The 14155-nt window shown below is 67.4% G+C and carries 13 protein-coding genes; 10 read left to right on the top strand and 3 right to left on the bottom strand.

The window, feature by feature from the left end; all coding sequences use genetic code 11:
- Window positions 1-8: 8 nt before the first annotated feature.
- From KQH53_16245 to KQH53_16235, 3 genes are read right to left on the bottom strand one after another with little or no spacing between them, the layout of a single operon-like run.
- A complete protein-coding gene (locus tag KQH53_16245) occupies window positions 9-995 on the bottom strand; it encodes a 3-hydroxyacyl-CoA dehydrogenase family protein (protein MCB2228232.1) in 987 nt (328 codons plus the stop codon).
- Between the two features lie 12 nt (window positions 996-1007).
- A complete protein-coding gene (locus KQH53_16240; protein ID MCB2228231.1) occupies window positions 1008-1814 on the bottom strand; it encodes an SDR family oxidoreductase in 807 nt (268 codons plus the stop codon).
- Between the two features lie 35 nt (window positions 1815-1849).
- Window positions 1850-3544, bottom strand: coding sequence for a thiamine pyrophosphate-binding protein (locus tag KQH53_16235; GenBank protein MCB2228230.1), 1695 nt, complete (start codon window positions 3542-3544; stop codon window positions 1850-1852).
- A gap of 301 nt (window positions 3545-3845) precedes the next feature.
- Between KQH53_16235 and KQH53_16230 the strand changes: the two genes are divergently transcribed.
- The 10 genes from KQH53_16230 (at window position 3846) to KQH53_16185 (ending at window position 14132) form a co-directional block, all read left to right on the top strand.
- Window positions 3846-5549 carry a thiamine pyrophosphate-binding protein gene (locus KQH53_16230; protein ID MCB2228229.1) on the top strand — a complete coding sequence of 568 codons (1704 nt, stop codon included), beginning with the start codon at window positions 3846-3848 and terminating at the stop codon, window positions 5547-5549.
- A gap of 17 nt (window positions 5550-5566) precedes the next feature.
- Window positions 5567-6337 (top strand): SDR family oxidoreductase, encoded by a 771-nt coding sequence (locus KQH53_16225; GenBank protein ID MCB2228228.1) that lies wholly within the window; start codon window positions 5567-5569, stop codon window positions 6335-6337.
- A 20-nt stretch (window positions 6338-6357) separates the two neighbouring features.
- Window positions 6358-7380, top strand: a complete 1023-nt coding sequence (locus tag KQH53_16220) for an alcohol dehydrogenase catalytic domain-containing protein (GenBank protein MCB2228227.1) — start codon at window positions 6358-6360, stop codon at window positions 7378-7380.
- Between the two features lie 23 nt (window positions 7381-7403).
- Window positions 7404-8147 carry an SDR family oxidoreductase gene (locus KQH53_16215; GenBank protein ID MCB2228226.1) on the top strand — a complete coding sequence of 248 codons (744 nt, stop codon included), beginning with the start codon at window positions 7404-7406 and terminating at the stop codon, window positions 8145-8147.
- 32 nt (window positions 8148-8179) lie between these two features.
- Complete coding sequence (locus KQH53_16210) at window positions 8180-9232, top strand: alcohol dehydrogenase catalytic domain-containing protein (GenBank protein ID MCB2228225.1); 1053 nt, start codon at window positions 8180-8182, stop codon at window positions 9230-9232.
- A 62-nt stretch (window positions 9233-9294) separates the two neighbouring features.
- On the top strand, window positions 9295-10125 hold the full coding sequence (locus tag KQH53_16205; protein ID MCB2228224.1) for a DMT family transporter: 831 nt from the start codon (window positions 9295-9297) through the stop codon (window positions 10123-10125).
- A gap of 155 nt (window positions 10126-10280) precedes the next feature.
- Window positions 10281-11096: a hypothetical protein gene (locus tag KQH53_16200; protein MCB2228223.1), complete on the top strand. Its 816-nt coding sequence runs from the start codon at window positions 10281-10283 to the stop codon at window positions 11094-11096.
- Window positions 11093-11887, top strand: coding sequence for a glycosyltransferase family 2 protein (locus KQH53_16195; GenBank protein ID MCB2228222.1), 795 nt, complete (start codon window positions 11093-11095; stop codon window positions 11885-11887). Before KQH53_16200 ends, KQH53_16195 begins: the two co-directional genes overlap by 4 nt.
- Window positions 11884-12765 (top strand): glycosyltransferase, encoded by an 882-nt coding sequence (locus KQH53_16190; GenBank protein ID MCB2228221.1) that lies wholly within the window; start codon window positions 11884-11886, stop codon window positions 12763-12765. Before KQH53_16195 ends, KQH53_16190 begins: the two co-directional genes overlap by 4 nt.
- Window positions 12762-14132: a hypothetical protein gene (locus tag KQH53_16185; protein MCB2228220.1), complete on the top strand. Its 1371-nt coding sequence runs from the start codon at window positions 12762-12764 to the stop codon at window positions 14130-14132. The genes KQH53_16190 and KQH53_16185 overlap by 4 nt, the downstream gene beginning before the upstream one ends.
- Window positions 14133-14155: the final 23 nt, after the last annotated feature.

The raw sequence follows: 14155 nt of genomic DNA, 5'->3' as shown, positions 1-14155 counted from the left end.
CTATTCTTTCAGGAACCTATTGTCGACTCTTCCGACAAAAGTATTTCCATGGTCGCTTTTTTGATCTTGATCAGCTTGAGGTCCCGTTCGCGCAGAACCTGGGCGGCCTCGCGGCCGCTGTAATCGAAAAAGCCCCGCCCGGTCTTGACCCCGTAGTGCCCCTGGGCCACCAGCTCCTTGAGGATGGCCGGGGCCTCCTGGCGTTCCTCTTCGCTCAGGGGGGCCTCCTGGATGCCCGAGAGCACCATGTCCAGGCCGGCGTAGTCGTAGCGGGCTATGGCGCCCAAGACCGGCAGGCGGATGCCTATGCTGGCCCGCACCGCCCGGTCGATCTCGCGGGGATCGGCCACCTGCTCCTCCAGCAGATGGAACACCTCGCGCCCGATGGCTCTTTGAAAACGATTGACGATGAAGCCGGGCACGAACTTGTTCAGCACCACGCAGACCGTGCCCAAGCCCTCCATGAGCCCCTTGACCCGCTCCACCTTGTCCGGGCTGGTCCGGGGCGCGCCCACCAGCTCCACCAGGGGAATGATGTAGGGCGGAGTGAAGAAGTGGGTCATCATGAAGCGGTCGCCCAGCTCCGGCGGGATCAGCTCGAAGGCGTTGAGGAAGGAGGTGTTGCTGCTCACCAGGGTGTCCGGCCCCAGGCAGGGGGCCAGGGCCTTGAACAGCTCCTTCTTGGCCGCCCGGTTCTCGAAGATCGCCTCCACCACCAGCTCGGACGAGCCCACCGCCCGGGTCCAGTCCTCGGCCAGCTCCACCCTGGCCAGCACCTCTTCCTGGGTGCTGCCCGCGGCTTCGGCCAGGCCCAGGTGGGCCAAGTGGGAGCTCATCAGCGCCCGGGCCTGGTCCAACTGGCCGGGCTGGCTGTCGACCAGGCACACCCGGTGGCCGCCCAGGGCGAACAGCAGAGCAATGCCGTGGCCCATGGTCCCGGCCCCGATCACCGTGGCGGTGTAGGCGTTGTCTCCTTGCGGCTGCTGCTTGCTCACCTTGCTCGCTCCCTAGTACATGACCGCGCCGGCCGATACGTTGATGTCCTGCCCGGTAATGGCCGAGGCGTCCGGGCCGCACAGGAAGGACACCACCGCCGCCACCTGGGAAGGCTCCACCAGCGTCTTGAGCGGCGAGGTGGAAGCCTTGGCCGCCCTCGCCTCTTCCAGGGTCTGGCCGGTCTGGGCGCAGGTGTTCAAAAGAATCTGGTCTTGGCGGGGCCCGGCCACTGCGCCGGGGCACACCGCGTTCACCCGGATGCCCTTTTCCCCGGCCTCGGCGGCCAGGGTGCGGGTGAAGCCGATCACCGCCATCTTGGAGGCACCGTAAGGGGTGCGCCGGGGCAAGGGGCGCTTGGCGGTCACCGAACTGACGTTCACGATTGAGCCCCGGCCCGCCTTTTTCATGTAGGGCAGAACGTGCTTGCAGCCCAGGAATACGCCGCGCAGATTCACCGCCATGGTGGCTTCCCAGTCCTCCAGGGCTATGTCCTCCACCAGGGCGCTGGGCCCGGCGATGCCGGAGTTGTTCACCAGGATGTCGATGCGTCCGACCGCCTCGAAGGCCTGGGCCATGAGCGCGGCCACCTGCTCCTCTTGGCTCACGTCGGCCTGGATCAACACGGCCGGGGCTCCGCCGCAGTTGGCGATCAGCTCGGCGGTCTCACGGCAGCCCTCCAGGTTCACATCGGCCAGCACCAGACGCGCGCCGTCATGGGCCAGGCGCAGGGCGATTTCCCGTCCGATGCCCTGGCCGCCGCCGGTGACTATGGCCACCTGGCCGCGCAGGGGGCCCGCTGGTTGGGGCGAGGTTTCCATGCTTGGACTCATCTCTGCCTGGTAAATGCTTTGGCCTAAGCGGCCAGGGGCGGCTGCCAGGGCACCGGGCTCAGGCAGTCGATGTCGGTCATCACCTCCACCACGGTGGGGCGCTTGGAGGCCACGGCATCTGCAATGGCCCCGCCGATGCGCGCCGGGTCTTCCACCCGCTCGCCCTCGCAGCCCAGCTCTTTGGCCACCTTGGCCAGGTTCACCTGATGGAAAAGGTACTGGTCTTCCTTGCGGCCGGGGTGATCGCCATAAGCCCCGCGAATGCCCCTGAGGCACTGGCCGTAGCCGCCGTTGTTGTTCACCAGCACCACCACCGGGATGTTCCAGCGGGCCGCGGTCTCCAGCTCGCTGAGGTGATAGTAGAAGCCGCCGTCGCCGGTGAAGCAGATCACCGGGCGCTCGGGCGCGCCGCAGGCCACGCCCAGGGAGGCGGGGAAGGCCCAGCCCAGGGAGCCGCCCGCCGCCCGGATGTAGGTCTGGCCGGGCTTGGTCAGCTCGATCATGGTGCCGGACCAGATGGCCGAGTTGCCGGTGCAGGAGACCAGGATGCCGTCGTCGGGCAGGGCCTTGCTTATCTCGCGGCAGAGGCGCTCGGGCCGGATGGGCCGGGCGTCGGAGTTCATCAAGGGCTCCACCTCCTCGCGCCAGGCCTTGACCAACCCGGCCGCGTGGCGGCTCCACTCGGTCTCGCCCCGCCGGGCACCCACCGCCTCGGCCAACATGCCCACCGCTAGCTTGGCGTCGCCGATGAGCGAGCAGAGGTTGGGGTAGTTCACCCCCACCTGGGAGGGCTCGATGTTCACCTCGATGACCTGGGTGCCCGGGGCGGGGATCTTCCACATGTTGGTCACCTGGTCGCCGGTGCCCGTGCCCACGAAGAGCACAAGATCGGCCTCGGACACGCACTGGTTGGCGCACCAGCGGCTGTAGGTGCCCACCGGGCCCAGGCACAAGGGATGGTCGGGCGGCACCAGGCCGTTGCCGTCCACCGCGAAGGCAATGGGCATGGCCAGCTTCTCGGCCAGGGCCAGGATCTCGGCCCCGGCATCGGAGATCACCGCGCCGCTGCCAAAGACCACCACCGGGCGCGAGGCCGCCTCCAGGGCCTTGGCCGCCGCCTCCACGTCTGCCGTGGCCGGGGCGGGTCGCTCGGGGGGCATGGTGGCGTAGCGCTGTTCGCACACCAGGGGAATGTTGCCGGTCTCGCGCTCCAGCTCCTCGCCCAGGATGCCGTAGACCTCCAGGTGGGCCGGGCCGGGGCAGCCGGTGGTGGCCTCGCGGAAGGCCTGGCGCAGCAGCAGGGGGAGCTGCTCCAGGGTGTTGACCTCCACGTTGTACTTGGTCACCGGCTCGTAATAGGGCCGGTGGTAGACCTCCTGGTAGGCGTTGCGGTAGCGGTGAGCCACCTGCTTCTGGCCGGTGATGGCGATCACCGGGGAGTGTCCCAGCCAGGCGTCCTGCAGCCCGGCGGCCAGGTTGCCCGCGCCCACGGACTGGGCCATGCACACCGCGGGCTTCTTGGTGATGCGGGCCATGCCGTCGGCCATGTAGGCGGCGGACTTCTCGGAGTGGGTCACGATCCGCTTGACGCCCAGCTCTTCCAGCCGGATTAGGGTCTGCCGCAGGATTGCCTCTACATAGAAGACATGGGAGATGCCGTATCCCTTGATGGTTTCGGCGATGATCCGGGCCCCGTTGGTCGACTCGGCTTGAGCCATTTTGTCCGCGTCCCTTGCAAAAATTAATTTGATACTAGTTTTGCGTTGTGCTATGGTCGACCATAACAGCAACAAAGAATCCCTGTCAAGCCAATTCGGCGGCGGGGGGCAAAAAGGATTAAGGGTTGAAAATACAGGGCAATACGGCGAGCTTCGCCAAGGAAAGCCAGGGCTGGCGGCTTTGTAAACCGCCGTCCGGGGCAAGTGCGAAAAGCCTGCTTAGTTTGCCTGAACAAGGCTCGGCCCCGGAGGCCGGGCCTGAACACGTTTTACACGGCCGTCATTCTAGGAGGAAGTAAAAGTGGCTGAGGTCAAGACCCGCGACAAGATGGTGGATGTGCTCATCCAGGCCGGCATCAAGCAAGTTTTCACCTTTCCGGGGCTGGGCATCACCTGGCTGGCTCCGGCATTTTATGACCGCCGCGACGAGATCCAGGTCATCCTGGGACGCAGCGAGCAGTCCGCCTCCATCATGGCCCAGGCCTACGGCCGCATGAAGGACGCCCCCGGCGTGTTCATGGGCCAGGGCCCCTGGGCGGTGACCACCGGCGCCTTCGGCTGCCTGGAGGCCTTCTACTCGGGCACTCCCATGATGTTCCTGGCCTGCACCAGCGACTATGACGGCATGGGGGCCTACGGCGTGTACCAGTCCATGACCGGCGACTACGGCGCGGGCGACGCCAAGGCCTCCATCGACCACCTCTGCAAGTTCTCCGCCCTGGCCACCCGCCCGGACGAGGCGATCTTCGGCATGCAGATGGCCCTCAAGCACTGCAACACCCCGCGCAAGGGCGTGGGCGCGTGCATCTTCCGCACCGACTTCGTGCGCGAGGACTACCCCTCGGTGATGAAAAGCGAGGTCTACCCCACTCCCAACTACCTGCTCTACACCCCGCCCTACCCCAGCGTGGAGGCCATGGACAAGCTGGCCGAGATGATCAATGAGGCCAAGCGCCCGGTGGTGCTGGCCGGTTTCGGCGCGCGCCAGTCCGGCGCGGGCGAGGCCCTGTTCCAGCTGTGCAACGAGCTGGGCATCGGCGTGGTCACCAGCACCAACGGCAAGAGTATCATCGACGAGACCTCCACCGTGTGCGCTGGCACCCTGGGCTCCTTCGGCGGCACCAAGGCCTCCCACCGCCTCCTGGCCGAGGCGGACCTGGTGCTCATGCTGGGCGCCAGCCTGGGCGCGGACTACACCCGCTTCCGCGACCCCGGCATGATCCGCCCGGGCAGCCAGAAGCTGGTGCAGGTGGACATCGACCCGCGCAACGCCTCCTGGGTGGTGCCCGTGGACCTGCCCATCACCGGCGACTGCAAGGACGTGGTGGAGTACCTCTTGGCCAAGAAGCTGGACGCCTCCCAGAAGGAAGCCCGCTTCGAGTGGATCACCCAGCTCAAGGCGCGCAACAAGTACGACGAGGTGATGTCCTACGTGACCGCCCCGGGCAAGATGCACTACGTTGACGTGTACAACACCATGAACCGCTTCATGACCGCCGACGACCTGCTGGTGACCGACGCGGGCAACAACAGCATCTGGTGCAAGCACGTCATCCGCTGCCGCTTCCCGGGCAACTACATCACCCCCGGCGGCACCGGGGCCATGGGCTGGGGCGCTCCCGCCGCGGTGGGCGTCAAGTTCGCCCGCCCGGACAAGCGCGTGACCATGATCGCCGGCGACGGCGGCTTCATGATGACCCACGACGCGGTGGCCACCGCCGTGCAGTTCAACCAGCCCATCACCTTCGTGGTGCTCAACAACTCGGGCCTGGGCATGGTGCGCGACAACCAGATCCCCAACAAGGTCTACTGCGACTTCGAGTACATCAACTTCGCCGAAATGGCCAAGGGCATGGGCGCCCAGGCCATGCAGGTGGGCACCAGCGATAGCTTCATGGACGCGCTGAAGGCCTCCCACGACAGCAACAAGGTGACGGTGATCGAAGTGGCCCTGGACCCCGAGGCGCGGCACTCCGACGCCACGGACACCGGCTCCCTTTCCTAGCGGGGAGCGAGGATAACATGAGCAGCAATAAGCCCGTGGCCCTGGTGGCCGGAGGAGCCAACAACATCGGCGCGGCCTGCGCCCGCCTCATGGCCCAGGATCATTTCGTGGTGGTGGCCGACATGGGCGACCCCTCGGCGGTGGTCGAGGAGCTTGGGCCGGAGCGGGCCATGGGCCTGCGCGGCGACATCAGCAACTACGACGATTGCCTGGCCTGGGTGGCCGAGGCCGAAAAGCACGGTGGCCTCAAGAGCGTGATCAACACGGTGGGCATCAGCTCACCCGGCGAGTTCGTGGAAAACCTGGACCTGGGCGAATGGGACCAGGTGCTAAAGGTGAACCTGACGGGCAGCTTCTACTTGTCCCGGGCGGCCATCCCCGCCCTGAAACGCTCCGGCTTCGAGGACAAGTCCATCGTCTTGATCTCCTCGCGTTCGGGCAAGGGCGGCACCGCCAGCCTGGGCGCCACCAAGATGTCCAAGGCGCATTATTGCTGCTCCAAGGCCGGGGTGATCTGCTTGGTCAAGTGCCTGGCCTATGAACTGAGCGAAGACCAGATAAGAGTGAACAGCGTGGCTCCGGGCCCCATCAGGAGCGTCAATCCCGATGGGCGCCCGGGCGCCACCATTAATCCGGACTTCTGGGAGAGCATCGCCCAGAAGGTGCCCCTGAAGCGCATGGGCGATCCCGAGGACATTGCCGACGCCTGCTGGTTCCTGTGCTCGGACAAAGCCCGCTTCATCACCGGACACACCATGGACGTAAACGGCGGCACCCTCATGGATTGAGGGGCCTGGGAGCCAGCGGCATGAAAGCAGTAGTCTGTTCCCGCCAGCACGGCCTGCGCTTCACCGAGGTGCCCACGCCCACCGCCGGGCCGAACGAGGTGGTGGTGCGGGTGGCCGACACCGGAGTCTGCGGCTCGGACATATCCTTCATCAAGAAGGGTTTCTTCGAGGAAGGCTATATCCTGGGGCACGAGATCAGCGCGGTGATCCACGAGGTGGGGCAAGGCGTCGAAGGCTGGCAGCCCGGCCAGCGGGTGATGATGCGCCCCACCTTTTGCGGCGGCTGCGAGGCCTGCCTGAGCGGCAAGCCCCACTTCTGCTCCGAGTACCGCCGCCTGCTGGGGGTGCGCGATCTGCCCGGCGGCTTTGCCGAGTACGTGCGGGTGTTGCCGGGGATGCTCATCCCCATCCCCGACGGGGTGGACTCGCGCAACGCGGCCCTGGCCGAGATGTTCGCCTCGTCCTACCACGGCCTTAACTGCTCCGGGGCCACCGGTGGCTCGGCCTTGGTCATGGGCGGGGGGCCCATAGGCCTGGCCATGGTGGCTCTGCTCAAGCTGCACGGCTTCGGGCCCATCCTGCTCAGCGAGCCGGTGGAGGCCAAGCGCGAGCTGGGCCTGAAGTTCGGGGCTGAGCGCGCGGTGGACCCAATCAGCGACAACCTGGGTTACAACGTCTTCGACCTGACCGACAACCGGGGATTCGACGCCATCTTCGAGTGCTCGGGCATTGCCAGCAACGTGCCCCTGGCCCTGGACTTCATAGCCGTGCAGGGGCGCATCACCGTGGTCAGCGTGATCAGCGATTTCGCGCGCATCCCCATGCGGCGGCTCACTTTCACCGAGGCCAAGCTCACCGCCAGCATCTCCAACACCCACGAGGAGAACAAGCAGATCCTGGCGTGGATGGCCGAGGGTAAGCTGGACGGGCGGCCCATGATCAGCGAACTCATCGGCCTGGAGGAGTTGCCCGAAGTGTTCGAGCAACGCATCCTGGCCGGCAAAAGCATCAAGACCTTGCTCAAGATCGGGCCCGAGTTTTAGGGGCCCGGGGAAAGTAGCCTGTTATGAGCGAGCCAAAAGGCGTGGCCCTGATCAGCGGCGCGGCCAGCAACATCGGCCTGGCCTGCGCCCGGGTGTTTGCCCGCGATCATCTGGTGGTCCTGGCCGACCTGCAGGACGCTTCCGAGCAGGCCGCGGCCATCGGCAACGGCGCGCTGGCCGTGCAAGGCGACGTGACCAAGCCCGAGGACTGCGCCCGCTGGGTGGCCCTGGCCCGGGAGCGCGGGCCGCTCAAGGCCCTGGTGCATTCGGCGGGCATCACCAAGCCGGCCAAGTCCATCGAACAGACCAGCCTGGAAGAGTGGGAGAGCGTGATCCGGGTGAACCTCACCGGCGCGTTCAACCTGTGCCGCGCGGCCATACCGGCCCTGCGCGCCGCCGGGCCGGGCGCGGCCATGGTGCTGGTCAGCTCGCGGGCGGCCAAGACCGGGTTCGCGGCCCTGGGGGCCAACCCCGGAGCCACCAAGGCCCACTACTGCGCCTCCAAGGCCGGGGTGATCTCGCTCACCAAGTCCCTGGCCGTGGAGCTGTCTTTGGACGGCATCCGGGTAAACTGCGTGGCTCCCGGCCCCATCGAGGGCGAGATGATACCCTCGGCCCAGTGGGAGGCGGTGGCCGCCAAGGTGCCGCTCAAGCGCCTGGGCAAGCCCGAGGAGATCGCCGAGGCCGCCCATTTCCTATGCTCGGAGAATGCCGCCTTCATCACCGGCCACACCCTGGACGTGAACGGCGGCACCCTGATGGACTAGGCCCGGCCCGGCCGGGACCAAGGAGAAGAGCCATGCTCGCGGTGGTCAAGGACCTGCCCCAGGCCCAGCGCGTCGCGGTGATGGAGGTGCCCTCGCCCGAGTTTAAGCCCGGCTGGGTGCTGGTGCGGGTGGAGCTGGCCGGCATCTGCGGCAGCGATCTGCACGCCTATCACTGGACCCCGGATTATCAGGAGCGCTTCGCGGGCATGTTGCCCGCCATCCTGGGCCACGAGTACACCGGCATCGTGGAGGAGCTGGGCCCCGGCGCGGAGGGCGTGTCCATTGGCGACCGGGTGGTCTCGCGCACCCCCATCTCCTGCGGCCGCTGCCCCTCTTGTCTGGCCGGGCAAGAGGCCATCTGCGACCACCGCCAACTCCTGGGGGTGCACTACTCCGGGGCCATGGCCCAGTACGTGGCCGTGCCCGCGCGCAACTGCCATGTGCTGCCAACCGGCTATCCGGCGGAACTGGCCGTATTGTCCGAGCCCATATCCATTGCCTTCAACGCGGTGCTCAAGGCGGGCGGCCTGCAAGGGCGCAATGTGGCCATCATAGGCCCCGGCCCCCTGGGCTACCTAACCGCCCTGCTGGCCGAGCTGGGTGGGGCCTCCCGCGTCTTCGTCCTCGGTCTGCCCCAAGACGAAGAACGCCTGGCCATCTTCCGGTCCAACCTGGCCCGGGTCCACGTTGCCACCAGCCTGGAAGAGCTGCAAGGGCTCATCACGGAGCAGACCAAGGGCCGGGGCGCGGATGCGGTGTTCGAGGTAAGCGGCGCGCCAATGGGCCTGGACCTGGGCCTGCGCATGGTGCGCAAGCGGGGCCTGGTGGTGGTTCTGGGCATCGTGGCCGCTGAGGCGCGGGTGAACACCAATCTGGCGGTGCGCACCGAGACGGCCATCATCGGCAGCCCGGCCGCGCCGGAGCGCACCTGGAGCCGCCTGCTGGATTACCTGGCCCAGCTCCCGGCCGCCGACCAGGACCGCTTCGTAAAGGCCATCGGCGAGACCCTGCCCCTGTCCCAGGCGGTGGAGGCCTTCCAGCGCCTGGCCGCGGGCCAGGGCTTCAAGACGGTGCTCCGGCCCTGAGCGCCATAGCCGCAAGACAAAGCCCCCCGCCTCCGGGCAGCCACCTGCGAGGCAGCCTGTGGATGCTGGCCTATTGCATCCTGTTCGCCCTGGTGGCGGCCACGGTGCGCCTGTTCTCCCAGAGCCTCAGCTCGCCGGAGATCGTGTTCTTCCGCACAACGGTCATCTTCCTGGCCATGCTGGTCTGGCACCGCCGGGGCCTGCGCAACATGAAGACCCACCGCCTGGGCATGCACCTGGCCCGGGCCGTGGCCGCCACCCTCGCCACCCTGGCCCTGTTCCACGCCTTCACCGTGATCCCCATTGCCGAGGCCACGGCCATCACCTTCACCGCGCCGCTGTTCACCACCATCGGCGCGATGATCTTTTTCAAGGAAAAGCCGCGCGCCTCGCGGCTGCTGGCCACGGCGGTCAGCTTCGCGGGCATGATCATCATCCTGCGGCCGGGGAGCCACATCTTCGACCCCGGCTCGCTCTACGCCCTGGCCGGAGCATTGTTGATCGCGGTGAACCTGCTCCTGATCAGCTCCCTGGCCAAGACCGAGTCGGCCAACGCCATCGTGCTCTACAACGCCATGCTCATGACCCCCATGTCCCTGGCCGTGGCGCTATTTTTCTGGCAAGCCCCCAGCTGGGCCGAGCTGGCAGGCCTTCTGCTCCTGGGCGCCCTGGCCACCGGGCTGCAGCACTCGGTCACCCGCGCCTTCGGCCAGGGCCAAACCACGGCCATCCTGCCCCTGGACTTCACCCGCCTCATCTTTGCCGCCCTGTTGGGCTGGTTCCTCTTCGACGAGGCCATCGGCCCCTGGGTGCTCCTGGGCGGGGCCCTGATCTTCGTGTCCACGGTCACCCTGATGCGCCACGAGGCCAAGCCCCTGGGCGGCCGCCACTAGCCCCCCTTCCCTCATCCTTGCGCTCCGAATTCCCCAGAGTCCCTTCCTAAAGTGGTACATTGAGCAAATGCTGATCCCGTCCCTCCTGGTCCGGCCATCGCCCTTTGCGATACTAGAGGGGCATGGGTAAGCGAGAGAGAAGCAAAGGCGCCACCATGAATTCCGCCGAAGTTTGGGTGTGTCTCACCATACACGGACACCCGGCCTATTACCTCGCCGGACGTCAGGCGGCCCTATCGGTGCTCAAACGCAGCGGCTTCAAGGTGTTCCTGGTCACCGACCATCTGCTCAAGACCGGTCTGCTGCCCCGGCGACGCATGCTGGTCCATCCCTTGGGGCCGGTGCAAAGCCGGGTGCGGGCACGGCGCTTTCTGGCCAAGCTCACCGGCCTGAAGGCCCTCTTGGAGCGGACCGACTCCGAGCTGATCATGCTTCTGGACGCGGACGCGGTGCTGGTGCGCGACCTGACGCCGGACCACATCCGCCGGGCCCTGGACCGCCGTGGCCTGGGTCTGGTGGAGCAGACCACCATCCTGGGCTCCAGCATGAGCCGGGCCGATTTCCTGCGTCACTACCAGGAGCACTCCCTGGCCTGGCTGGCCCCGGATGAATCGCCGCCTCCCTTGGAGCAATACCGCTATTATAATTCCGGGGTGGTGCTGGGCCGGCGGGACGAGCTGGAGCGCTTCAGCGCCTGGGCCCAGGAGATGCTGACCCTGCGGCCCGGCGACCATCGGGTAGGCGAGCACATGGTGGCCGACCAGGATTACTTTCAATACTATGCCAACAGCCTTCGGCCCCAGGCCTGCCGGGAGCTGCCCTGGCATTGGAACCACTGCGAGCACTGGGACCAGGGCTTTCCCCGCCCCGGGGCCTTCGTGTGCCACTTCAGCAACTTTTGCATGCGCCCCGGCTGGCGGCAAACCCTGCGCATCCGCCGCACTTGGCGGCGGGGGGTGGACCAGGCGTGAAGCTGAGCGTTATCATCGTGACCTACAACTCGGCCGAAGTGATCGCCGATTGCCTGGAAGCGCTGGGCCCCTGGAAGGACGCGGCCCTGGTGGTGGACAATGCCTCCAGCGACCAGAGCGCGATCTTGGCCCAGAAGGCGGGGGCGCGGGTTCTCGGGATGCCCGCCAATCTGGGCTTTGCCCGCGCGGTGAACCAGGGTGCGCGGGCGACGGACAGCGAATACCTGTGCCTGCTCAACCCGGACTGCCTGGCCCGGCCCGAGCTTTTCGAAATGGGCCTGGAGGCGCTGCGCCAGGGCGGCAAGATCATCGCCGCCCCGGCCCTGGACGACCACGGCCGGCGGGTGCCCGGCCGCCAGCCCGGCTACAGCCGCTGGAAGCTTGCCCACGACCTCATGGTGCTGGGCTGGCCCTGGCCCCGGAGGCTGGAGTGGATGCGCCGTTTGCCGGGCTATCAGAACGAGTCCTGGCAATGGGCCCATGGGGCCTGCCTGTTCGTGCGAAGAGATTTGTTTTTCGAGCTGGGGGGGTTGCCCACCGCCTACTTCATGTACATGGAGGATGTGGAGCTGGGCCTCCGACTGCACCAGGCCGGCGGCCGCGTGGTCGAGCTGCCCTACACCCTGCCCCACCTCACCGCACAAGGCTCCCGCGTGACCACCGCCCGCCGCCGCTGGCTCCTGGCCCGGGGGCGGCTCAAGTTCGCGGCCCGGCACTACGGCGCGTTTTTCGCCGTGGCCATGGGGCTCATCACCCTGCCCGGCATGTGGGCCAAGGGGGTGCTCAAGTGATCTATTACTTCCTGCCCACCGCGGGCATCGCCGGCGGGGTGAAGGTCGGCTGCCAGTTCATGGAGATGCTCATCTCCCTGGGCGCGCCCGGGGTGGTGGCCACGCCAAAGGGAGACGCTCCCGCCTGGTTCCCTTGCGCCGTGCCGGTAATGAAGCAAGGGGAAGCTCTGGAACGCATCACACCCCGCGATTGGGCCTTCATCACCTGGCCCCCGGACCTAGAGTTGGTGGGCGAAACCGGATGCCGCCTTGCCTGCCATGTGCAGGGCGTGACCAACATGAGCCGGATCTTCGGGGACCCGCGCATCACCCTGCTCACCTGCTGGGAGGACGCCGACCGCGTGGCCCGCGAGGACTACGGCCGCGATACCGTGCCCGTGGGCATCAGCGTGTCGCCCTGCTTCTTTGCCCCGGGCCCGGCCAAGCTGGACAACGAGGCGGCCTACATGCCCCGGCGCGGCCTGGAGATCGCCACCCGGGCGGCGCGCTCCCTGAGCAAGCTGAACTGGCGGCCCCTGGACGGCCTGAACGAAGGGAAGCTCTGCGCATATCTTCAGCAGGCCGGGGTGTATCTGGCCACCTCGCTGGGCGAGGACTTCGGCTTGCCCGCCCTGGAGGCCATGGCCGCCGGGTGCCTGGTGGCCTCGGTGCCGGTGAAGGGCGGCAGCGAATACCTGCGCGACGGCTACAACTGTCTGCTGGACGAGCCCGGCCCCCTGCTGGGGCGCCTGGAAGAGATGATGCAGCCCAGCCGGGCCGGAGAGCGGCAGCTGATGCGCCTCCGGGCGCGGGCCACGGCCTATGCCTATCACCCCTACGCCCAAAAGGCGCGCCTGGCCTCTTTGCTTGAAGGACCTTTGCGGGAGCTGACGGCTTGAAATCCCTCCCTCCCGGATGGGCGGCGCTCCTGATCTTGTTCTGGCTGGGGGCCGCGGCCATGGCCGTGCTTATGCCGCCCTACGAGAACCCCGACGAGCGGGGCCACTTTTGCCAGGCGGTGTACTGGGAGGCCAAGCTGCTGGAGCGCGACCACCGCCTGGCTCACCAGGCCCGCATCATAGCTCGGCAGGAGAAGTTCCAGACCCCGCTCTATTACCTGAGCCTGGCCCCGGTGGTGTGGCTCAGCGATTTCCACGGCCCCCTGGCCTTCCCCAGTATCGACCCAGAGTTTCGTTGCCAACCGGTGCCGCCCGGGCAAGGCCCTCACCGCCGCTACCGCCCCCTGAGCGGCCTGGACCAGCGGGGCGCCGTCCGGGCGATGTACGCCATGCGGGCCACCTCCCTGCTCTGGGGCCTGGGCGCGGTGCTCCTGGGCCTGGGGCTGTTCTGGGAGCTGAGCAACCGCGACCCGGCCCTCACCCTGGCCGCCGGGGCGCTGTGGGCCCTCAACCCCCGCTGGTTGGAGACCTGCGCCTCGGTGGGCAACGACGTGGCCGCCACCGCCCTGGCCGGGCTTGCCCTGTACGCCCTGACCCGCACCCTGCGCGCCGCCGACCCGCCCTCGCTATGGCGGGCCGCCCTGCTGGGGGCCCTTTGCGCCCTGGCCGCCTACGCCAAGATGAACGCCGTGGCCCTGGCCGGGGTCTGCGCCGGGGCCTTGTTCCTGGGGGGCCGCGCCTGGGGCCTCTCCTGGGTGCGCTGCCTGGCCCTGGCCGCGGCGGCCGCCGCAAGCACCCTATTGCTCTTGGCCCCCTGGCTGGCCCGCAATTATGCGGTGTTCGGCGACGCCTTGCTGGTGGAGCGCTCCCTGTGGGCCCCCTACGTGGCCACGCGGCAGGCGGTGATGTATCCCTGGGATTTTTTCCGCGAGGAGTTCGAAGGCTTCCGCTGGAGCTACTATGCGGTGTACGGCCAGTTCGGCCTGCTCATGCACCACGCCGCCTACCGGGTGCTGGATGCCCTGCTGGTCGTGAGCGGTTTGTTGGGTCTGGCTTTCTGGACCAAGTGTATTTGGCACGGCCCGGATTTTCGCGAGCGCCTGGTGCAATGCCTGGCTCCGGCCTGGCTGCTGTTGGCCTTTGGCGCCTTTCTCATCTACAATAGCGGGGTCTATGCCTCTCAGGGACGGCTTCTCTATCCCGCCGGTTGGGCCCTGGCCTATTTGCAAGCCGGAGGGCTGTTGCTCCTCGTCCCCCGGGCGAAACGAAGCGTGGCGGCCTGGGCCGTGCTGGGGGGCATGACTTTTTGGGACCTCTACGTCTTCTTCGGGGTGATATGGCCTGGCTTCTCCTATCTGTCGCTATGATCGCGCCGCCCTCTTCGCCTGGG

This window comes from Desulfarculaceae bacterium, from assembly GCA_020444545.1.
Taxonomy (GTDB): domain Bacteria; phylum Desulfobacterota; class Desulfarculia; order Desulfarculales; family Desulfarculaceae; genus Desulfoferula.
Note: the sequence above shows the minus strand (reverse complement) of the source record. Positions and strands in the feature narration are given on the sequence as shown.

Excerpts from the sequence above, each read along its gene's own strand:
- KQH53_16240 (MCB2228231.1), bottom strand. The coding sequence starts at position 1,814 with ATGGAAACCTCGCCCCAACCAGCGGGCCCCCTGCGCGGCCAGGTGGCC.
- KQH53_16235 (MCB2228230.1), bottom strand. The coding sequence starts at position 3,544 with ATGGCTCAAGCCGAGTCGACCAACGGGGCCCGGATCATCGCCGAAACC.
- KQH53_16225 (MCB2228228.1), top strand. The coding sequence starts at position 5,567 with ATGAGCAGCAATAAGCCCGTGGCCCTGGTGGCCGGAGGAGCCAACAAC.
- KQH53_16220 (MCB2228227.1), top strand. The coding sequence starts at position 6,358 with ATGAAAGCAGTAGTCTGTTCCCGCCAGCACGGCCTGCGCTTCACCGAG.
- KQH53_16215 (MCB2228226.1), top strand. The coding sequence starts at position 7,404 with ATGAGCGAGCCAAAAGGCGTGGCCCTGATCAGCGGCGCGGCCAGCAAC.
- KQH53_16210 (MCB2228225.1), top strand. The coding sequence starts at position 8,180 with ATGCTCGCGGTGGTCAAGGACCTGCCCCAGGCCCAGCGCGTCGCGGTG.
- KQH53_16205 (MCB2228224.1), top strand. The coding sequence starts at position 9,295 with ATGCTGGCCTATTGCATCCTGTTCGCCCTGGTGGCGGCCACGGTGCGC.
- KQH53_16200 (MCB2228223.1), top strand. The coding sequence starts at position 10,281 with ATGAATTCCGCCGAAGTTTGGGTGTGTCTCACCATACACGGACACCCG.